The organism is Catenuloplanes niger, from assembly GCF_031458255.1.
Classification (GTDB): domain Bacteria; phylum Actinomycetota; class Actinomycetes; order Mycobacteriales; family Micromonosporaceae; genus Catenuloplanes; species Catenuloplanes niger.
The window spans coordinates 6,936,592-6,959,317 of the sequence record NZ_JAVDYC010000001.1; the positions used below are offsets into that span (position 1 = coordinate 6,936,592).

10 protein-coding genes are annotated in these 22,726 nt (G+C 69.8%); 8 read left to right on the forward strand and 2 right to left on the reverse strand.

The genetic code is table 11. The features are described 5' to 3' along the window. Positions 1–22: 22 nt before the first annotated feature. A complete protein-coding gene (locus tag J2S44_RS30630) occupies positions 23–811 on the reverse strand; it encodes a hypothetical protein (RefSeq protein WP_310420950.1) in 789 nt (262 codons plus the stop codon). A 211-nt stretch (positions 812–1,022) separates the two neighbouring features. Between J2S44_RS30630 and J2S44_RS30635 the strand changes: the two genes are divergently transcribed. The 8 genes from J2S44_RS30635 (at position 1,023) to J2S44_RS30670 (ending at position 21,879) form a co-directional block, all read left to right on the forward strand. Further along, positions 1,023–11,213 (forward strand): hypothetical protein, encoded by a 10,191-nt coding sequence (locus J2S44_RS30635; protein ID WP_310420951.1) that lies wholly within the window; start codon positions 1,023–1,025, stop codon positions 11,211–11,213. Positions 11,214–11,345: 132 nt separating this feature from the next. Next, positions 11,346–11,984 carry a response regulator transcription factor gene (locus J2S44_RS30640; protein WP_310420953.1) on the forward strand — a complete coding sequence of 213 codons (639 nt, stop codon included), beginning with the start codon at positions 11,346–11,348 and terminating at the stop codon, positions 11,982–11,984. A 16-nt stretch (positions 11,985–12,000) separates the two neighbouring features. Then, the gene (locus J2S44_RS30645) at positions 12,001–12,813 is read left to right on the forward strand and encodes a hypothetical protein (RefSeq protein ID WP_310420955.1); all 813 of its coding nucleotides are present in this window, start codon (positions 12,001–12,003) and stop codon (positions 12,811–12,813) included. Positions 12,814–12,852: 39 nt separating this feature from the next. Next, a complete protein-coding gene (locus J2S44_RS30650) occupies positions 12,853–15,600 on the forward strand; it encodes a right-handed parallel beta-helix repeat-containing protein (protein ID WP_310420957.1) in 2,748 nt (915 codons plus the stop codon). Between the two features lie 9 nt (positions 15,601–15,609). Beyond that, a complete protein-coding gene (eccCb, locus tag J2S44_RS30655; RefSeq protein WP_310420959.1) occupies positions 15,610–19,680 on the forward strand; it encodes a type VII secretion protein EccCb in 4,071 nt (1,356 codons plus the stop codon). Positions 19,681–19,834: 154 nt separating this feature from the next. Next, the gene (locus J2S44_RS30660; RefSeq protein ID WP_310420961.1) at positions 19,835–20,152 is read left to right on the forward strand and encodes a WXG100 family type VII secretion target; all 318 of its coding nucleotides are present in this window, start codon (positions 19,835–19,837) and stop codon (positions 20,150–20,152) included. Positions 20,153–20,190: 38 nt separating this feature from the next. Continuing rightward, a complete protein-coding gene (locus J2S44_RS30665; protein WP_310420963.1) occupies positions 20,191–20,502 on the forward strand; it encodes a WXG100 family type VII secretion target in 312 nt (103 codons plus the stop codon). Further along, positions 20,503–21,879, forward strand: a complete 1,377-nt coding sequence (locus J2S44_RS30670) for an EsaB/YukD family protein (RefSeq protein ID WP_310420965.1) — start codon at positions 20,503–20,505, stop codon at positions 21,877–21,879. It begins immediately after the preceding gene. 52 nt (positions 21,880–21,931) lie between these two features. Here the strand turns inward: J2S44_RS30670 and J2S44_RS30675 are convergent, their stop codons facing one another. Next, positions 21,932–22,681, reverse strand: coding sequence for a hypothetical protein (locus tag J2S44_RS30675; protein WP_310420967.1), 750 nt, complete (start codon positions 22,679–22,681; stop codon positions 21,932–21,934). Between the last annotated feature and the right edge of the window lie 45 nt (positions 22,682–22,726).

Below are 22,726 nucleotides of genomic sequence, written 5' to 3' on the forward strand. Positions count from 1 at the left end.
CGGGGCGCCGGCACCGGCGGGGTCACTGCCCCTCGACCTTCTCACCGCTGTCGTCGTGCACCCACTCGACCTTCACCTTGTCGTTCGGCTGGCCGGTCCAGGTCGCGCCGTCCTCGACAGTGATCTTCAGGTCGTACGGGCCGTCGCGTTCCTCGGTCCAGGTCCACTCGCCCTTGACGGTGTCGCCGTTCTCGAACCACAGGTCACCGTCGGTGGTGGCCTCCGACGAGACCGGCGGGGAGTCCTGGTCGCGGTGACCACCCTGCTTGTAGAAGTCCTCCTGCTCGTCCAGCGTCATCTCGTCGAAGTCCTTGCCGGCCGTCGGCTCGTCCGGCAACTCCCAGGTCGCGCCCAGCGGCTTGTAGTTGTCCCAATCGCCCTGCGGCGGACCCTGCTCCAGCAGCTGGTCCCCGAAGATCTCGAACGCCACCTTCAGGTTCGACTCGACCTGGGCGTACCCGTTCGCGGCCGCCTTCAGGCCACTCGCGAACTGGTTGACCACGCCGGTCTTGTCCGGCTCCGTCTCCTCGGTGTCCGGGTCGTCCTCCGAGCCGAAGAACTCCCACACCACGGCCGAGTAGGCGTTGCCGAAGCTCTCCTGCTCCTCCGCCGACTTGCCGGTCCAGCCGAGCTTCAGCTCCTTCCAGGCGGTACCGATCCGCTCGAACGAGGCCATGATGTCCTCGCGCTGCTGCTGGACCTTCAGCGCGACGTTGTAGAAGAGATCGACCGAGTCGATACTCATCGTGACTGCCTTGGCGTCGTTGTACGTCGCCTCGTTGATGTTGTCGAAATTGAACGCCTCGGCCACGGTGACCCCTTCTCCGGCGGACTGCACCACGTCAGAGCCTCGCGTTGCCCGGTGAGGTACGTCCACGTCCCCGAAACGGGGTCCCACAAAGCCGTTCTCGCGCCCGTGGCGGCGTCCAGGGGCCGTCACAACGAAGGTCTTGCCGCTGCCCCTGAGGTGCTCGCTAACCTCCACGCGCGTGTCATGTCGGTCGCGATGAATGGTGTGGACGATGAGCAGCTCCGACGAGTCAGATATCGGTTCCCGGGCCAGCTTCAGCGACGGCAGCACCGCGGAGTACGACGCCGGCGGCGAGCTCGTCCGCCGGACGACCCCGGACGGCGTCGTCTACGAGACGTTCGACGCGCAGGCCCGGCCGACCGGCGGGCACACCGACGCGGCGCAGTTCACCATCAACTACCCGGAGGCGGGCAATGGTTCGGAATCGGGAACAGGTAGCGCAAGCGTTGAGTACGCAGCCAACGGCGACGTTCTCCGCCAAAGAACCGCCGACGGTACCGTCCTTGAGGCTTTTGATGCCGACGGCCGACCGCACGAGGGAAGCGCGGGCGGCGTCCACTTCAGCATCGATTACCGGGCGGACGGGCGCACCGTCCATACCTTCGACAACGGCGCTGTCGTCCAGTACTCCCAGGACGGACGCGTCACACGCCAGGAAAGCCCCGACGGTACCGTCTACCATCGGTTCGATTCTGAAGGCCGGCCCACTGCCGGCACCGCTCCGGACCGTGACGGCGGTGCGGGTTCGACCGGTTTCACCATCGATTACACGGCCGACGGCGGTTCCGTCATCCGGTATACCGACGGTACGTCCGCCACGTTCGATTCCGCGGGCCGCGTCGTCGCCCAGGAAAGCGCCGACGGTGCCGTCTATTCCGACTTCGACGACCGAGGGCGACCGCTAGCCGGCAGCGCCGACGGCCGCGACTTCACCATCGACTACTCGGCCGACGGCGGGTCGACCATGCGGTACGACGACGGAGCCTCCGTCGGCGTCGACGCCGACGGTGACGTCACCCGCCAGCAGAACGCCGACGGTACGGCCTACACCTCCTTCGACGCCGAGGGCCGGCCCACCGCGGGCGAGACCGACGGCCGGTCGTTCACGATCAGCTACGACCAGAGCGGCAACAGCACCGCGCGCTACGCCGACGGGTCATCCGTGCTCACCGACGCGGCCGGGACGACGCTGCGGCTCACCACGGCGGACGGCGGCGTCTACACGTCATTCGACGCCGAGGGCCGGCCCACGGCCGGCAGCACCGCGGACGGCGAGACGTTCAGCATCGCGTACGACGACCGGTCCCAGACGTCGACGATGACGTACCAGAACGGCTCGTCCGTGGTGACGGACGCGGCCGGGACGACGCTGTGGCTCACCACGGCGGACGGCGGTGTCTACACCTCGTTCGACGCCGAGGGCCGGCCGCTGGCCGGCACCACCGCGGACGGCGAGACCATCGAGATCTCGTACGAGGCGAACGGTAACTCGACCGCGCGGTACGGCGGTGCCGACGGCACGACGGTCACGTCGAATGCCGATGGTGACCCGGTGCGGATGGTGACACCCGACGCGACGTACGACGCGTTCGATGCCGAGGGCCGTCCGACGCACGGCAAGACGGCGGACGGTCAGTCGATCGAGATCTCGTACGAGGCGAACGGTAACTCGACCGCGCGGTACGGCGGTGCCGACGGCACGACGGTCACGTCGAATGCCGATGGTGACCCGGTGCGGATGGTGACACCCGACGCGACGTACGACGCGTTCGACGCCGAGGGCCGTCCGACGCACGGCAAGACCGCGGACGGTCAGTCGATCGACATCTCGTACGAGGCGAACGGCAACTCGACCGCGCGGTACGGCGGTGCCGACGGCACGACGGTCACGTCGAACGCCGAAGGCGACCCGGTGCGGATGGTGTCGGCGGACGCGACCTACGACGGTTTCGACGGTGAGGGCCGTCCGACGCACGGTAAGACGGCCGATGGTCAGTCGATCGAGATCTCCTATGAGGCGAACGGCAATTCGACGGCGCGTTACGGCGGTGCCGGCGGGGGCACGACGGTCACGTCGAATGCCGATGGTGACCCGATCAGGATGGTGTCGGCGGACGCGACGTATGACGCGTTCGATGCCGAGGGCCGTCCGACGCACGGTAAGACGGCCGATGGTCAGTCGATCGAGATCTCCTATGAGGCGAACGGCAATTCGACCGCGCGTTATGGCGGTGCCGACGGTGGTGTGACGGTCACGTCGAACGCCGATGGTGACCCGGTGCGGATGGTGTCGGCGGACGCGACGTACGACGGTTTCGACGCCGAGGGGCGGCCGACGCACGGCAAGACGGCCGATGGTCAGTCGATCGACATCTCGTACGAGGCGAACGGCAATTCGACCGCGCGGTACGGCGATGCCGAGGGCGGCGGAACCACCGTCACGTCGAACGCCGACGGTGACCCGGTGCGGATGGTGTCGGCGGATGCCACGTATGACGCGTTCGACGCCGAGGGCCGTCCGACGCACGGCAAGACCGCGGACGGCCAGTCGATCGACATCTCGTACGAGGCCAACGGCAACTCCACCGCGCGGTACGGCGGCACCGGCGGTGGCACGACGGTCACGTCGAACGCCGATGGCGATCCCGTGCGGATGGTGTCGGCCGACGCGACGTATGACGCGTTCGATGCCGAGGGCCGTCCGACGCACGGTAAGACGGCCGATGGTCAGTCGATCGAGATCTCCTATGAGGCGAACGGCAATTCGACCGCGCGGTACGGCGATGCCGAGGGCGGCGGAACCACCGTCACGTCGAACGCCGACGGTGACCCGGTGCGGATGGTGTCGGCGGATGCCACGTACGACGGTTTCGACGCCGAGGGCCGTCCGACGCACGGTAAGACGGCCGATGGTCAGTCGATCGACATCTCGTACGAGGCGAACGGCAATTCGACCGCGCGTTATGGCGGTGCCGACGGTGGTGTGACGGTCACGTCGAACGCTGACGGCGACCCGGTGCGGATGGTGTCGGCGGACGCGACGTACGACGGTTTCGACGCCGAGGGCCGTCCGACGCACGGCAAGACCGCGGACGGTCAGTCGATCGACATCTCGTACGAGGCGAACGGCAACTCCACCGCGCGCTACGGCGGTTCCGGCGGCAGCGGCGGCGTGTCGGTGACCTCGAACGCCGACGGCGACCCGATCAGGATGGTGTCGGCGGACGCGACCTACGACGCGTTCGACGCCGAGGGCCGGCCGACGCACGGCAAGACGGCCGATGGCCAGTCGATCGACATCGCCTACGAGAGCAACGGGATCTCGACGGCTCGTTACGGCGGTTCCGGCGGCGGTACCACTGTCACGTCGAACGCTGACGGCGATCCGCTGCGGATGGTGTCGGCGGACGCGACGTATGACCGGTTCGACGCCGAGGGCCGTCCGACGCACGGGCAGACGGCGGATGGTCAGTCGATCGACATCGCCTACGAGGCGAACGGCAGCTCGACGGCGCGGTACGGCGGTGCCGACGGTGGTACGACGGTCACGTCGAATGCCGATGGTGACCCGATCAGGATGGTGTCGGCGGACGCGACGTATGACGCGTTCGATGCCGAGGGCCGTCCGACGCACGGGCAGACGGCGGATGGTCAGTCGATCGACATCGCCTACGAGGCGAACGGCAATTCGACGGCGCGGTACGGCGGTTCGGGTGGTGGCACGACGGTCACGTCGAACGCCGATGGCGACCCGGTGCGGATGGTGTCGGCGGACGCGACCTACGACGGTTTCGACGCCGAGGGCCGTCCGACGCACGGGCAGACGGCGGATGGTCAGTCGATCGACATCGCCTACGAGGCGAACGGCAATTCGACGGCTCGGTACGGCGGTGCCGACGGTGGTACGACGGTCACGTCGAATGCCGATGGTGACCCGGTGCGGATGGTGACGGCGGACGCGACCTATGACGCGTTCGACGCCGAGGGCCGGCCGATGCACGGCAAGACCGCGGATGGTCAGTCGATCGACATCGCCTACGAGGCGAACGGCAATTCGACGGCTCGGTACGGCGGTGCCGACGGTGGTACGACGGTCACGTCGGACGCCGATGGTGACCCGGTGCGGATGGTGACGGCGGACGCGACCTATGACGCGTTCGACGCCGAGGGCCGGCCGACGCACGGCAAGACCGCGGATGGTCAGTCGATCGACATTGCCTACGAGGCGAACGGGAACTCCACCGCGCGGTACGGCGGTGCCGACGGCGGCACGACGGTCACGTCGAACGCCGACGGCGACCCCGTGCGGATGGTTACGGCGGACGCCACGTACGACGCGTTCGACGGTGAGGGCCGCCCGACGCACGGCAAGACCGCGGACGGTCAGACGATCGACATCGGCTACGAGGGCAACGGGACCTCGACGGCCCGATACAGCGGTTCCAGCGGCGGCACGACGGTCACGTCGGACGCCGACGGCGACCCGCTGCGGATGGTCACGGCGGACGCCACATACGACGGTTTCGACGCCGAGGGCCGGCCGACGCACGGTAAGACGGCGGACGGCCAGTCGATTGACATCGGCTATGAGGGCAACGGGAATTCGACGGCCCGGTACGGCGGTGCTGACGGCGGTACGACCGTCACGTCGAACGCCGATGGTGCCCCGATCCGCATGCAGACGGCCGACGCGACGTATGACCGTTTCGATGGTGAGGGTCGGCCGACGCACGGTACGACCAAGGACGGCCAGTCGATTGACATCGGCTATGAGGGCAACGGGAATTCGACGGCCCGGTACAGCGGTGCCGACGGTGGAACCACCGTCACGTCGAATGCCGATGGTGCCCCGATCCGCATGCAGACGGCCGACGCGACGTATGACCGTTTCGATGGTGAGGGTCGCCCGACGCACGGCACCACCAAGGACGGCCAGTCGATCGATATCGGCTACGAGGGCAACGGGAACTCGACGGCTCGTTATGGTGGCGCCGACGGTGGTATGACGGTCACCTCGAATGCCGATGGTGCCCCGATCCGCATGCAGACCGCGGACGCGACCTACGACCGTTTCGATGGTGAGGGTCGCCCGACGCACGGCACCACCAAGGACGGCCAGTCGATCGATATCGGCTACGAGGGCAACGGAAATTCGACGGCCCGTTACGGTGGTGCCGACGGTGGTGTGACCGTCACGTCGAACGCGGACGGTGACCCGATCCGGATGGTCAGCGCGGACGCGACCTACGACCGTTTCGACGGTGAGGGTCGCCCGACGCACGGCACCACCAAGGATGGCCAGTCGATCGACATCGGCTACGAGGGCAACGGCAACTCGACGGCTCGCTACGGCGGTGCCGACGGCGGTGTGACCGTCACGTCGAACGCCGACGGCGACCCGATCCGGATGCAGACCGCGGACGCCACCTACGACCGGTTCGACGGTGAGGGCCGCCCCACGCACGGCACGACCAAGGACGGCCAGTCGATCGACATCGGCTACGAGGGCAACGGCAATTCCGTTTCCCGGTACGGCGGTGCGGACGGCACCACGGTCACGTCAAATCCGGACGGCCAACCGATCCGGATGGAGACGCCGGACGCCACGTACGACCGGTTCGACGGTGAGGGCCGGCCGACGCACGGCACGACCAAGGACAACCAGACCGTCGACATCTCGTACCAGGGTGAGAACTCCGTCGCCCGGTACAGCGGCGCGGACGGCACCACCACGGTCACGTCGAACGGCAACGGCGACCCGGTCCGGATGGAGACGCCGGACGCCACGTACGACCGGTTCGACGGTGAGGGTCGCCCGACGCACGGCACGACCGGGGACGGCCAGTCCGTCGACATCAGCTATCAGGGTGACAATTCCGTCGCGCATTACGCGGGTCCCGACGGTGGCATCACGGTCACGTCGAACGGCAACGGTGATCCGATCCGGATGCAGACGCCGGACGCGACCTATGACCGTTTCGACGGTGAGGGCCGTCCGACGCACGGCACGACCAAGGACAACGAGTCCGTCGACATCTCGTACCAGGGTGACAATTCGGTCGCGCATTACGCGGGCCCGGACGGCGGCATCACGGTCACGTCGAACGCGGACGGCGACCCGATCCGGATGCAGACACCGGACGCGACGTACGACCGGTTCGACGGTGAGGGCCGGCCGACGCACGGCACGACCGGGGACGGCCAGTCCGTCGACATCAGCTATCAGGGTGACAATTCCGTCGCGCATTACGCGGGTCCCGACGGTGGCATCACGGTCACGTCGAACGGCAACGGTGATCCGATCCGGATGGAGACGCCGGACGCGACCTATGACCGGTTCGACGGCGAGGGCCGCCCGACGCACGGCATGACCAAGGAGGGTCAGCCGGTCGACATCTCGTACCAGGGCGAGAATTCGGTCGCGCACTACACGGACCCCGACGGGGACGTGACGATCACGTCGAACGCCGACGGCGACCCGATCCGGATGGTCACCGGCGACGCGACCTACGACCGGTTCGACGCCGAGGGCAGGCCGATCCACGGCAGCATGAAGGACGGTCAGTCGGTCGACATCTCGTATCAGGGTGACAATTCGGTTGCCCGGTACACCGGCGCGGACGGTACGACGACGGTCACGTCGAACGGTAACGGCGATCCGATCCGGATGGATACGGAGGACGCGAGTTACGACCGGTTCGACGGTGAGGGCCGGCCGCTGCACGGCACGACCAAGGACGGTCAGTCGGTCGACATCTCGTATCAGGGTGACAATTCGGTTGCCCGGTACACCGGCGCGGACGGTACGACGACGGTCACGTCGAACGGTAACGGCGATCCGATCCGGATGGATACGGAGGACGCGAGTTACGACCGGTTCGACGGTGAGGGCCGGCCGCTGCACGGCACGACCAAGGACGGTCAGTCGGTCGACATCTCGTATCAGGGTGACAATTCGGTTGCCCGGTACACCGGTCCGGACGGCACGACCACGGTCACGTCGAACGGTAACGGCGACCCGATCCGGATGGACACGGAGGACGCCAGCTACGACCGGTTCGACGGTGAGGGCCGGCCGATCCACGGCACGACCAAGGACGGCCAGTCCGTCGACATCTCGTACCAGGGCGAGGGCTCCACCGCCCATTACGCCGGCCCGGACGGCGGCGTGACGGTCACGTCGAACGGCGACGGCGACCCCGTGCGGATGGAGACGGCGGACGCCACCTACGACCGGTTCGACGGCGAGGGCCGGCCGATCCACGGCGTGACCAAGGACGGCGACCAGGTCACCATCGAGTACCAGGGCGACAATTCGATCGCGCGGTACGCGAGTCCGGACGGCACCGTGACGGTCACGTCGAACGGTGACGGCGACCCGATCCGGATGGAGACGCCGGACGCGACGTACGACCGGTTCGACGGTGAGGGCCGGCCGACGCACGGCGTGACCGAGGACGGTCAGTCGGTCGACATCTCGTACCAGGGCGACACGTCGATCGCGAGTTACGCCGGTCCGGACGGGACGACCACGGTCACGTCGAACGCGGACGGCGACCCGATCCGGATGGAGACGCCGGACGCGACCTATGACCGGTTCGACGGCGAGGGCCGGCCGATCCACGGTACGACCAAGGACGGCCAGTCGGTCGACATCGCGTACCAGGGCGACACCTCGATCGCGAGTTACGCCGGTCCGGACGGGACGACCACGGTCACGTCGAACGCGGACGGCGACCCGATCCGGATGGAGACGCCGGACGCGACGTACGACCGGTTCGACGGCGAGGGCCGGCCGATCCACGGCACGACCGCGGACGGCCAGCCGATCGACATCGCGTACGAGGGCGGCAACTCGATCGCCCGGTACAGCGGCCCGGACGGCCAGACGATCGTCACGTCGAACGCGGACGGCGACCCGATCAGCATGGTCACGGCGGACGGCACGACCTTCGACCGGTTCGACGGCGAGGGCCGGCCGATCCACGGCACGACCAAGGACGACGAGGAGGTCAACCTCAGCTACGACGGTGCCGGCAACAGCACCGCGCACTACCCGGCCAGCGACACCACGGTCGTCTCCAACGCCGACGGTGACCCGATCAGGATGACCACCGGCGACGGCACCACGTTCACGCAGTTCGACGGGCAGGGCCGGCCGACCGCGGGCACGACCGCGGACAACGAGCCGATCACCATCACGTACGACGACGCCGCGAAGACCAGCACCGCGCACTACGCGAACGGCACCGAGGTCGACTCGAACGCGGACGGCGACCCGATCCAGATGCGCACGCCGGACGCGACGTTCGACGCGTTCGACGCGCAGGGCCGGCCGGTCGCGGGTATGACGAAGCAGGGCGAGTCGGTCTCGATCTCGTACGACGACGTGGCGCACACGTCGACCGCGGTGTACGGCAACGACGTCGAGGTGGTGTCGAACGCGGACGGCGACCCGATCGAGATGCGGACGCCGGACGCGACGTTCACCGGGTTCGACGCGCAGGGCCGGCCGATCGCGGGCATGACGAAGCAGGGCGAGTCCGTCTCGATCACCTACGACGACGTGGCGCACACCTCGACCGCGGTCTACGGCAACGACGTCGAGGTGGTGTCGAACGCGGACGGCGACCCGATCGAGATGCGGACGCCGGACGCGACGTTCACCGGGTTCGACGCGCAGGGCCGGCCGATCGCGGGCATGACGAAGCAGGGCGAGTCCGTCTCGATCACCTACGACGACGTGGCGCACACCTCGACCGCGGTCTACGGCAACGACGTCGAGGTCGTGTCGGACGCGGACGGCAAACCGCTCGAGATGCGCACGCCGGACGCCACGTACAACGACTTCTACGAGGACGGCCGGCCGCGCGGCGGCGTCACCAAGGACGGCGACAGCATCGCCATCACGTACGACGACGTGGCCGGGACCACGACGGCCACGTACAACGGCGACACCGAGGTGATCTCCAAGGGTGACGTGACGCTGGAGATGCGCACGCCGGACGCGATCTACACCGAGTTCTACCCGGACGGGCGGGTCAAGGCCGGCACGACGCGGAAGGACAACGAGAGCATCCTCGTCACGTACGACGACGCGGCCGGCACCGCGACCACGAAGTACGGCAACCACACCGAGGTGCTGTCCAAGGGCGACGTCGTCCTGGAGATGCGCACGCCGGACGCGATCTACACGAAGTTCGACGGCCAGAACCGGCCGACCGGCGGCCACACCACCGAGGACCACGACACCATCTCGATCGTGTACGACGACGGTGCCAAGATCTCGACGACGACGTACGGTGACGGCACCCGGTACGTCGCCCAGTTCGACGGCACCCCGGTCAGCCTGCTCTCGGACGGGATCCTGTACGACCAGTTCGACGGCAAGCGCCGCCCGGTGTCGGGCATCAACCAGGAGACCAGCGAGACCGTCAAGATCACGTACGACGACGAGGCCAAGACGTCGACGACCACGTTCGGTAACGGCGGCGAGCTGATCTCGGACCTGAACGGGAACCCGATCAAGTTCACGGCCGCGGACGGCACCATCTTCTCGGAGTTCTACCCGGACAAGCGCCCGAAGGCCGGCGTCGCGGACGGTGTCCCGTTCACGATCACCTATGACGACGTGGCGAAGACGTCCCGGATCGACTACCAGGGTGGCACGTACGTCCTGCTGAACGAGCACGACAAGCCGACGTACATGCAGACCGGTGACGGTTACAAGTTCGACCAGTTCTACGACGACGGTCGGCCGAAGTCCGGGACCACGCCGGAGGGCGACAAGATCGTCTTCACGTACGACGACACGCGTCACGAGACGACCGCGATCATCAACGACGGCGAGCAGACGATCGTCTACGACAAGGACAACAAGCCGCTGTCGATGACCACCGACGACGGCTGGATCTTCTCCGCGTACGACCCGGAGCTGGACAAGTTCACCCGCGGCTGGGACCCGGACAAGAAGCAGTTCTTCGACATCACCTACGGCCCGGGCGGCGAGGTCACCTGGACGTACGGCAAGGACGAGTACATCCGGTTCGACGAGCAGGGCAACCCCCTCTACCAGGTCACCCACGACGACGACGGCAACGTGGTGCACATCGACTACACGGTGCAGATCCCCCTGCTGAAGACCACCGCGGAGCTGACCCAGACCGAGCGCGACAAGATCTCGGACCTGCTGGACGAGATGAAGAAGTCGCTCAGTGAGGGGGAGACGTACTGGGTCAGCCCGGCCGGCACCACCTACGCCACGTACCGCAAGGCCATCGAGCTCGCCTCGAAGAACCTGCTCACCGTCCTGGACGCATCGATCAAGAAGCTCAACCTGACCCACCAGAACTACGTCGACGCGGAGAAGCAGAACGCGGAGAACTTCCGGCCGGACCGCTGACCGTTCGGCAAATTCCTCCTTCGTCTTGAACCGGACGCCGGGCGGCTCCGTAATCAGGGCGCCCGGGTCCCCGCACCCGGGCGCACGCCCGGCACCGGCCGCCGGTGTGCGGGGACTGACCAGGAGGAACAGATGCTCACGATCGCGATCGTCGACGACCACCCGGTGAAACGGGCCGGTCTGGAGAAGTTCGTCGCCGAGACGTCCGGCCTCGAGGTCGCCACGTCCGTGCGCGCGGTGGAGGAGCTCGCGGACGACGTGGCGTTCGACGTCGCGATCCTGGACGTGCCGCTGCGGCCGGGTGGCCCGGCGCTGTCCGAGATCGAGACCCTGGTCGGGCGCGCGCCCGTGGTGGTCAGCTCCACCTGGGAGCGGCCGCTGACCTTCGGCGCCGTGCTGCGGACCGGGGTGCGCGGGTTCACCGACAGCCGGGCGGACGGCCGGATCATCGTGTCCGCGCTGTTCACGGTGGGGGAGGGCGGCTTCTACGTCTGCCCGCGGCTGGCCGACCGGTTCCAGTCCGAGCTGGTCCGCAACGTCAACGAGGACCCGGCCGGACTGGCGCCGCGCGAGGTGGAGACGCTGCGCTGGATCGCGCGCGGGCTCACCCACTCGCAGATCGCCGGCCGGATGGGCCTGACCGAGGCGACCGTGAACACGTACGCGAAGCGGATCCGCGCGAAGCTGAACGCCGGCAACAAGGCGGAGCTGACCCGGATGGCGATCGAGCTCGGCCACATGACCGACACCCGCCGCTTCCCGGCCGCGTAGGGTCCGGCCCGTCACCATGGAGCAGCAGAAGTCGCCCGAGCCGGTGCAGACCACCACGCTGGCCACGTCCGCCGGCGGGCGGCCCGCGAAGCCACCGTCGCCGCACGCGGAACGGCTCGAGTTCGTGCGCGCGTTCATCGACCACGCGCGCGCCCAGCCCAGTCCGGACCGGCTCTACGCCCGGCCGCACACCGCCATGTTCGTCGCGTCCGGCTGCGCCATCTTCGCGCTCCTGTTCGGTCTGATCTACAGCCTGTTCACGGACGGGCGCGGCGGCCGGGACTCGACCACGGCCAGCGCGACGCCGAGCCCGACCGGGCCGTCCACGTTCACGGCCGTGACCGGGTGGGACTGCCGGGGTGAGCCGGAACACGTCTTCGAGGCACGCGGCCGTACGCCGCAGTGGCAGATCCTCGCCGGTGGCGCCTGGTCGAAGGACGGCTGCCGCGGCAACTACGCCACCATCCCGATCAGCGGCGACCAGGGGTACGACGACCCGTCCCAGGTCCTGGTCTGGGCTTTCACGCCGGGCGCCGGCGTGGACAAGTGCGACGTGGCGGTCTACACGCCCACCGTGGACAGGAACGCGGTGAAGCTCGCGCCACGGGCCCGGTACTACATCACGGCCGGCCGGGATGGCGATGATCTGGGTACATTTGACCTGAATCAGGGTGCCAAGCCGGGCGAGTGGCTGGAGGCCGGGTCGTTCCCGGTGGCGAACGGCAAGTTTACGATCCGCCTGGGGAACCGGGGAAAGTTGGAGGACGGCGGCGGCGATCGGCTGCTCGTCGCTCAGCTGCGTGTCACGTGCGGAAAGGCCGACAGGTGACGCCCCGGTCGAGGACAACCAGGACGGAAGGGCGCGCGAATGCGTACCGGGATAGCTGATGCCTCGTCATCGGCCCGCATCGAGCGGGTCGGCACCAAGGGATGGGGCCGGCACCGGACGATCGGCGAAGCGATCCGCGCCGCGCAGGAGGGCGGGATCGTCTCCGTCGCCGCCGGCCGGTACGGCGAGTGCGTCGTCGTGGACCGGACGGTGCGGATCGTCGCGGAGTCCGGTGGCGTGGAGATCGCGCCGGCCGACGGCGCCGCGCTCGAGGTGCGGGCCGGCACCGCCGTGGTGCAGGGTGTGACGTTCGTCTCCGCGCAGCCGCAGCGGGCCGCGGTCGTCGTCGCCGGTGGGACGGTCACGCTGGACGGCTGCGAGGTGCGCGGCGGCCGGGCCGAGATCGCCGGTCAGGCCTCGGTCACGCTGGACGAGTGCACGCTCACCGGTGCCGCCGGCGCCGGCCTGGACGTCGCCGACTCCGCGCGGGTGCGCCTGCACGGCGGCGCGGTGCAGCAGGTGGACGGCACCGGGCTGATGGTCCGCGGCGGCGCCCGGCTGACCCTTTCCGGCACCGCGGTACGGCACGTCACCGCGGCCGGGCTGCACCTGCGCGACGCGGCCGTCGCGGAGGTCGAGCGCGCCGAGATCTCGCACGCCGCGGTCGCCGCGGTGCTCGTCGAGGACGAGGCCGGCGCCACCGTGCGGGACAGCCAGTTCTTCGACAACGACGGTGACGTGCTGCGCGCCACCGGCAGCGCGCCGTTCACCACCGACGGCTGGCCGGGCGCGCTGCCGGACCGCCCGCTGCTCGACCCGCCGGCGTTCGGCCCCGGCGAGCCCGGCGGCGTCCGGATGGAACGCTGCACCGTGGACCGCACCGGCGGCACCGCGATCCACCTCTCCGGCGCCGCGCACGTGGGCGTGGCGGACACCCGGATCGACACGGTGACCGCGGCCGGCGTGGTGGCCACCGGCGACGCGCGGCTGGTGATGACGGACAGCCACATCGTCCGGCCGCGCAGCACCGGCGTGGCGCTGCTCGGCCAGGCGCACGCCCGGATCGAGGGCTGCTCGGTCGCCGACTCCGGCGCGAACGGCCTGTTCCTCGCGGGCGACTCACGGGTGCTGCTGCGCCGCCTCGGCGTCCGGCAGACCCGCTACACGGCCGTGCACCTGGGTGGCACCGCGATCGTCACGCTCGTCGACTCCGAGATCAGCGACACCCCGGAGTGCGGCGTGCGGGTCACCGGGCGCGCCATGGCCCGCATCGACGGCGGCCGGGTGGAACGCGCCCGGCAGTCCGGCGTGGCGGTGGAGGAGACCGGCGACGCGCACCTGCGCGGCGTGACCGTCACCGAGGGCGAGGTCGGCGTGCGCGTCGACTCGCCGCACCGCGCGCTGGTGGAGAACTGCACGATCTCCGAGATCGCGCAGACCGGCTTCGAGGCCGCCAAGGGCTCCGGCCCGATCCTGCGCAACACCACCATCGAAGGCTGCGGCGGCGCCGGCGTGTTCGTGGACGCGGACGCCACCCCGGTCGCGGACGGCCTGACCATCGACCGGATCGGCGGCACCGGCGTGGTCGTCTGGGGCGGCGCCGACCCGGTGATCCGCTCCTCGACCATCGCGAACTGCAAGAAGAACGGCCTCTACCTGGGCGCGGAGGCGCACGGCACGATCGAGGACCTGGACGTCACCGGCACCGGCTACCCGGCGCTCTACATCGGCGCGCAGGCGGACCCGGTGCTGCGCCGCGTGCACGTGCACGACGTCGACGAGGACCTGACGCTGGTGGACGGCGCTAACGCGACGTTCGAGCAGTGCACGGCGGACGCGGTCGGCACCTCCACCATGCCGGTCGAGGGCGCGAACCCGCTGGTCCGGCGCGCCGGTGCGGTGGTGGCCACGTCCGCGACGTCGGCCCGCACCAACACCGCGGCCGGCAAGGCCGACCCGGAGGCGGCCGAGACGCTGCCGGACCTGCTCGCGCAGCTCGACCGCCTGGTCGGCCTGGACCGGGTCAAGCACGACGTCGGCTCGCTGGTCAAACTGGTGCAGATGGTGCAGAAGCGCCGCGAGGCCGGGCTCAGCCCGCCGCCGATGTCCCGCCACCTGGTCTTCGCCGGCAACCCCGGCACCGGCAAGACCACGGTCGCCCGGCTGTACGGCCGGATCCTGCGCGCGCTGGGCATGCTCGGCAGCGGCCACCTGGTCGAGGTGGACCGGTCCGCGCTGGTCGGTGAGTACGTCGGGCACACCGCGCCGAAGACGCAGGCCGCGTTCCGGCGGGCGCTGCACGGCGTGCTCTTCATCGACGAGGCGTACGCGCTGACCCCGGACGGGCACGGCGCGGACTTCGGCCAGGAGGCGATCTCCACGCTGGTCAAGCTGATGGAGGACCACCGCGAGGAGGTGGTGGTCATCGTGGCCGGCTACCCGTACGAGATGGTCCGGTTCATCAACACCAACCCCGGCCTGCAGTCCCGCTTCTCCCGCACGCTCACGTTCGACGACTACTCCACGGACGAGCTGGTCAGCATCGTCCAGTACCAGGCCGCCGACCACGAGTACCACCTCGGGCCGCCGACGATCGAGAAGCTGCGCCGCTACTTCGACTCGGTCGACCGGGGCGAGGGCTTCGGCAACGGCCGGTTCGCCCGCGGCGTGTTCCAGCACATGACGGAGCAGCACGCCGCGCGCATCGCGGAGCTCGACTCGCCCACCACCGAGCAGCTGACCGAGCTCGGCCCGGAAGACCTGCCCGACGTGCCCGAACAGCACTAGGAGACGCGCGTGTCCCGCATCTCGTTCCACCGCCCGGCGCGGTTCCTGCCACCGCCGATCCCCCAGGACAAGGTGGTCCTGCCGTCGCCGCCGGAGCAGAAGCAGAGCAACGCGGGCTTCATCAGCCTGCTGCTGCCACTGCTGTCCAGCCTCGGTATCGCGGCGTACATGGTGTCGTACGGCCGGCCGATGCTGATCGCCCTGGCGATCATCTTCGCGGTCGTGTCGTTCAGCGCCACCATCGCGTTCCGGGTGCAGAACAAGCACCTGGAGCGGCGGACCGTGATGCGGCAGCGGGCGCGGTACCGCGCGCTGCTGATGGACGTGCGCACCAACGCCCGCCAGGTCGCCTCGACCCAGCGGATGCTGGGTGCCTGGGCGCACCCGGAGCCGGACCGGCTGCTGGCCATCGCGCACAGCGGCCGCCGGGTCTGGGAGCGCCGGCAGGGCGACCCGGACTTCCTGCGGGTCCGGATCGGCATCGGTGACGCGGAGCTGTCCACGCCGATCCAGATCGGCACCCGGCTGGACCCGCTCGCCGACTACGACTGGGAGTCGATGCGCGCGGCCCGCCGCCTGGTCGACTCGATGAGCAAGGTGGCGGCGCAGCCGATCGCGATCGATCTCGGCGCCGCCGGCGTGGTCAGCATCCTCGGCGCGCCGGACGCCACGGCCGCGATGACCCGTTCCATGCTCGCCCAGCTCGCCGTGATGCACGCGCCGGACGACGTGCTGGTCGCGGTCGAGGCACCGGACATCGACGAGTGGGAGTGGGCGAAGTGGCTGCCGCACACGTTCGAGCCCGGATCCCGGCGGCGGCCGCGCGCGGTGCCGCTGATCACCGGTGAGAGCGGCGGTCTCGGCGACTTCCTGGAGCGGGAACTGCGGCGGCGCAGCGAATCGGCCAGCGCCCGGCGGCTGCAGGCCCAGTTCGACCGTGGCGCGGCACCGCACCAGCAGCGGCTGGTGGTGGTGTTCACCGGCTTCGACCCGGTGTCCGAGTGGGGACGCTCGGCGCTGCTGCGCGCGCTGCTCGAGGCGGCCGGGCCGGCCATGGGCATCACGCTGATCTTCCTGGGCCGGCGGGAGACGGACGAGCCGGGCCGGGTGGACCTGCGGGTCACCGTCTCGCCGTCCGGCGGACTGTCGCTGACCGGCCGCACCGGCACCGGCGCGGCCACCTCCGAACTGTCCCAGGCCGACCAGGTCAGCCTGCCGATGGCGGAGCTGATCGCCCGGAAACTGACGCCGCTGACGCTCACCGACGAGCACGAGCAGGTGCTCGCGCGTACCGTGTCGCTGATCGAGGCCCTGGTGGCCGGCCGCAGCCTGGACGCGGCGCTGAGCGGCCTGTGGGACCCGAACATGGGACCGGAGCGGCTGCTCAAGGTGCCGATCGGCACGGACGGTGACGGCCAGAGCGTGGTGCTGGACATCAAGGAGTCCGCGCAGGGCGGTTCCGGGCCGCACGGCCTGATCGTCGGCGCGACCGGTTCCGGCAAGAGTGAGCTGCTGCGTACCCTGGTCGCCGGTCTGCTGGTCACCCACTCGCCGGATCTGCTGAGCATGGTGGTGGTCGACTTCAAGGGTGGTGCGACGTTCGCGCCGGTGGCCGGCATGCCGCACGTGGCCGGCATGATCACCAACCTGGCGGACGACGCGGCGCTGGTCGAGCGGGTCCGGGTCGCGCTCGCCGGTGAGCAGCAGCGGCGCCAGCAACTGCTGCGCGCGGCCGGCAACGTCGACTCGATCAAGGAGTACCAGCGCAAGCGGCAGGCCGGCGAGACCGGGCTCGACGGTGCACCGCTGGAGCCGATGCCGTACCTGCTGGTGATCATCGACGAGTTCGCCGAGCTGCTGTCCGCGCACCCGGAGTTCACCGAGCTGTTCGTCCAGATCGGACGCGTCGGCCGAAGCCTCGGCATGCACCTGCTCTTCTCCACCCAGCGGCTGGAGGAGGGCCGGCTGCGCGGTCTGGACTCGCACCTGTCGTACCGGATCTGCCTGCGCACGTTCAGCGCGCAGGAGAGCCGCACCGTGATCGGCACGACCGACGCGTACCGGCTGCCGCCGATCCCCGGTTCCGCCTACCTGAAGGTCGACGAGACCATCTACCGGCGGTTCCGGGTCGCGCACGTCTCCGCGCCGTGGATCTCGCCGGAGGAGCGCGAGGCCGAGTCGATCTCGACCTCGATCCTGCCGTACGAGATGCGCGCGCTCACCGCCGCCGACCTCTACGAGGAGGAAGAGGAGGACTCGGCGCCGGTGCTGACCGGCGACGGCCCGACCGAGCTGAGCGTCATCGTCGACCGGCTGTCCAGCCGCGGCACGCCGGTCCGCCAGGTGTGGCTGCCGCCGCTGCCGCGCGCGATCCCGCTGGACACGCTGCTCGGCCCGGTCGCGGTGCAGTCCGGCCGTGGCCTGTCCGCCACCATGTGGCCGATCTCCGGTCAGCTGCGCATCCCGCTCGGCGTCGTCGACCTGCCCGGCCAGCAGGCCCAGGAGCCGCTGCTGCTGGACTTCGGCGGCCCGCACGGCAACCTCGCGATCGTCGGCGCGCCCCGGTCCGGGCGCAGCACCATGCTGCGGACCCTGATGCTGGCCACGATCCTCACGCACACGCCGGCCGAGGCGCAGTTCTACTGCATCGACTACGGCGGTGAGACGCTGCACCCGTTCGCGACCGCGCCGCACGTCGGCGACGTGGCGGGCCGGATGGACAAGGAGATGGTCGGCCGCATGCTGGCCGACACCCGCGCGCTGATCACCGGCCGGGAGAAGGTCTTCCGCGAGCTGGGCATCGACTCGGTGGCCGAGTTCCGGTCCCGGCGCGACTCCGGCCGGCTGCCGGAGGGCCTGCGCGCGGCGGACATCTTCCTGATCGTGGACAACTGGGGTGCGCTGCGCACCGACATGGACCACCTGGAACCGGTCATGGTGGAGATCGCCTCGCGCGGCCTCGGTGTGGGCGTCCACCTGATCCTCACCACCAACCGGTGGATGGAGATCCGGCCGGCGCTGCGGGAGAGCATCGGCACCCGCGTCGAGCTGCGGCTCAACGACTACAACGAGTCGGACATCAACCGCCGGATGGCGCAGGCGATGCCGACCAGCGTGCCCGGCCGGGCACTCTGCCCGCCCGGCGTCTACAGCCAGGTGGTGCTGCCGCGCGTCGACGGACGGGACACCGACGAGGGGCTGCGCGACGCCCAGCAGGACATCCTGGCGAAGGTCGGCCCGTCCTGGTACGGCAAGCCCGCGCCCGGCGTCCGGATGCTGCCGCGCCGGGTGGTCCGCGACGAGCTGGTGTCCGCGGACGCCACCCCGACCGCGGTCCCGATCGGCATCGGCGAGCCGGACATCTCCACGATCAGCCTCGACCTGGTCACCGGCGACCCGCACTTCATCGTGTTCGGCGACACCGCGTCCGGCAAGAGCATGTTCCTGCGCACCTGGCTGCGCAACCTGATCGACCGGCAGACCGGCTGGGAGGCGCGGGTGGTCCTGATCGACTACCGGCGCTCGCTGCTCGGCATCGTCCCGGAGGGGCACCTCGGCGCCTACGCCGCGGACTCGCAGACCACGAAGACGTACGCGCAGCAGATCGCCGGCAAGCTGCGGGAGCGCATGCCCCCGCCCACCATCACGCCCGAGGAGCTCAAGGCGCGCACCTGGTGGGAGGGGCCGGAGATCTACGTGGTCATCGACGACTACGACCTGGTCGGCGGCAGCATGCAGTCGCCGCTCGCGCCGCTGATGGAGTTCATCCCGCACGCCCGCGACATCGGCTTCCACGTCATCCTGACCCGCCGGGTCGCCGGTGCCGGCCGGGGCGCGGTCGGTGACGCGTTCTTCTCCCGCGTGCGCGAGCTGGGCGGTGGTGGCCTGATCCTGTCCGGCGACCCGCGCGAGGGCCAGCTGCTCGGCACCGAGAAGGCCGCGGTGCGGCCCGCCGGCCGGGGCGCGCTGCTCTCCCGTGGCAAGCCGACCCGCCTGATCCAGATCGCGATGGACGAGGCGCCGGCGGACGACGAGCCGGACGCCGCGGCCGGTTCCCCGTTCGCGGCGTCCACCCGATGAGGGACGGCCGGGGACACCCGAATCGGTCACTGTCGGCGTCCTGGACCGGCCTGACATGCTGCCCCCACCGGTACGACCCGAGCGCCGTCCGGCTCTCGTCCACAGGTTTCCCGCCGGGATCGCCAACTCCCGGCATCGCACCGAGGAGGACATCGTGGCGTTTGAGGTAACCCCGGAATACGTGGCCGACGCGGCCGCGAACTGCACCACCAGCGCGACCGAGATCGAGGCGCAGCTGCAGGTCACCCGCAACTACGTGATCAGCCTTCGGGACGAGTACGAGGGTGTCGCGGCGCTGAACTTCGACGCGCTGATGGCCGACTTCGACGCGTTCGGCGTGATGCTGCACAACGCACTGATCAACATCGGTGACGGCCTGCGCGGCAACTTCAACAACTACACCACCGTCGAGGAGTTCGCGACCACGAACCTGGTCGAGGTCAACGGCGAGATCCCCGGCGTCTACTTCTAGCCCTCGTTCCCCGTCAGCACGCCACGAAGGAGCCACCCATGGCCGACGTTTACGGCACCCACCTCAAGGTCCCGGACAGCCTCGGGGACGCCGGTCCGTTCATCAACGGCATCTCCCGCGAGATCGTCGACAACCTGATGATGCTGGAGAGCAAGCTGCTGCCGCTGGCCGAGACCTGGACCGGTGACACGTACATCTACTTCGAGGACCAGCGCAAGGCGTGGAACGTCGCCGCGGACGGCCTGTTCGGCCCCGAGGGCATCATGGGCATGATCGCCCACGCGCTGAACGTCAACTACAACAACTACACCGAGGCCGAGCTGACCAACACGGCCACCTGGAAGCACTAAATGGCCGATCAGCGCAGCCTCGTGACCGTCGTCGGCACGCGCAAGCGGGTCGACGTGGCGCTGCCCGCGGCCGCGCCGGTGGGCGAGTACGCGGGCCGGCTCGCCGATCTGTGCGGCCAGGACAGTCACGACGTGTTCCCGCCGGCCTGGTCACTGACCCCGGCCGGCGGGGCACCGCTGGCGCTGGAGGAGACCCTCGCGGACGCGGGGATCGCCGACGGCGCGGTGCTCTACCTGATCGACGTCGCCGGTGATCCCGGCGGCGAGCCCGCGATCGAGGACATCGAGGAACTGGTCGCGGACCAGACCGAGGACTACCGCTCCAAGGAGAGCCCGCGCGGCCTCGTGGTGATCGGGCTGTCGCTGGCCTGGCTCGCCGCGGCCGGCGTCGTGCTGCTGTGGCTGCACGGCGGGCTGGCGGCCGCGATCGGCATGACGCTCGCGGCCCTGGTGCTGCTCGGCACCTCGTGGGGCCTGCAGCAGCGGCGCTCGGCCGTACCCCCGGCGTTGACGCTCGCCATGTCCCTGGCCTCGGCCGCGTGCATGGCCACGGCTGGCGGGCTGCTCTTCGCGGAGCTCAGCGCGGACCTCTGGTGGGTCGGCGTGATCGCCGGCGCCAACCTCGGCATGATCATGTCGTTGGCCACCACCCCCGAGATCATCCTGTTCGCGGTCGAGCTGCAGATGCTGGTCGCGGGCCTGCTGGTCCCGCTGTTCCTGCCGCTGCGGGTGAACGCGGCGGAGGCGTCCGCGGCCGTGGTGGTCGCGGCCGTCGCGCTGCTCGGCGGCTCGAAATGGATCTCGGCGAGCATCACCGCGTGGGCCTCCAAGCCGCCGAAGGCGAGCGCGCCGATGGCGCAGGCGGTCACCGTGATGCTGGTCCGGGCGCGCGGCGTGCTGACGTTCGTGATCGCCGGTCCGGTGCTGGCGCTGACCATCGCGCAGCCGGTGCTTGCGCTCTCCGGCAACTGGTGGGCGATCGCGCTCTCCGCGGTCGCCGGCGCCGCGCTGCTGGTCCGGACCAAGCAGGCCGGCTTCCGCAGCGAGGCGGTCGCGTTCGGCGTCGCGGGCCTGACCGGCGTGTTCTCCGCGATCGGTGCGATCGCGGAGCGGTTCTTCGGCACCGGCGGGACCGCCGTGGCGCTGGTGATCGGCGGGTTCGTGGTGCTCGGCATCGGCGTGCTGATCACCCTGGTCGAGCTGCCGATCACGGAGTCGACCACGGACGTGTCACTGGCCGGCGCGGCCGCGGCCGGTCGCCGTTCGGTGGCCGAGGTGGTCGGCATGCTCTGCAACCTGGCGGTCGCGCCGCTGGCGATGGGCGTCTACGGCGTCTACGGAGAACTGGCGGACATCGGAGCCGGCATCATCAACTGACCCGGCGGCGGTACGGCGGGGCGGGAGGCGCTGGCCTCCCGCCCCGGCGTGTTCAGGAGTTCGAGAGGTTGCCGGTGTTGTTGTCCATGGTGACCTCGGTGATGACCGGTGGGTCCGGGAACTGGCTGGCGAAGTCGATCTGGGCGTACGCCAGGGCGGCGCCGTCCACGGCCAGTGTGAACTGGCTGACCAGCGTGATGACGTCGGCGCAGGACGCGATCAGCCGGTTCTGGAACGTTTCCAGCTGCTCGACCATCTCCCGGCTCGGCCCGGCGTAGCTGTTGCTCTCGGTGCCCGAATTCCAGTACATGCCCGTGCTGAAGTCGAAGGACTCGTTCTCCTCCATGTAGGTGAACTGGTCACCGTCCGGGCCGACGTCGTCCGCGCTCTGCACCGAGAAGACCCAGAGGTGCTCCTTCACGTACTTCTTGTGCTCGTCGTACGCGGTGACCGCGGTTTTCAGGTCGGTGATGGCGAGCTTGACCGTGTCCACGACGTTGCCGGTGTTGATGGTGAACGGCTGGACGTAGGGGATGGTGTCCGGGAGCGGTTCCTGGTCGCTGTCGCCGGTTTTCGGCGCGTCGACGTCGATCGTGGGGCCGGACTGCCAGCGTCCGTCGGGGTCGTCGGTCCAGGTCTCGCTGACGGTGAGGGAGGGTGGGTCGACGTTCGCCGCCGGTGCGTCCAGGTTGCCGACCTCGGGGAGCTGTGGCGGTGGCGGCTCCTCCTCGTCCTCGTCGTCGCTGGTGTCGATCGGCGGCTGGGAGTACGGTCCGGGAATTACGATCTTGTCATCGGCCATGACGGTGCTCCTCGGGGTCCGTGAACGTCGACGCGGGCGTCCGGC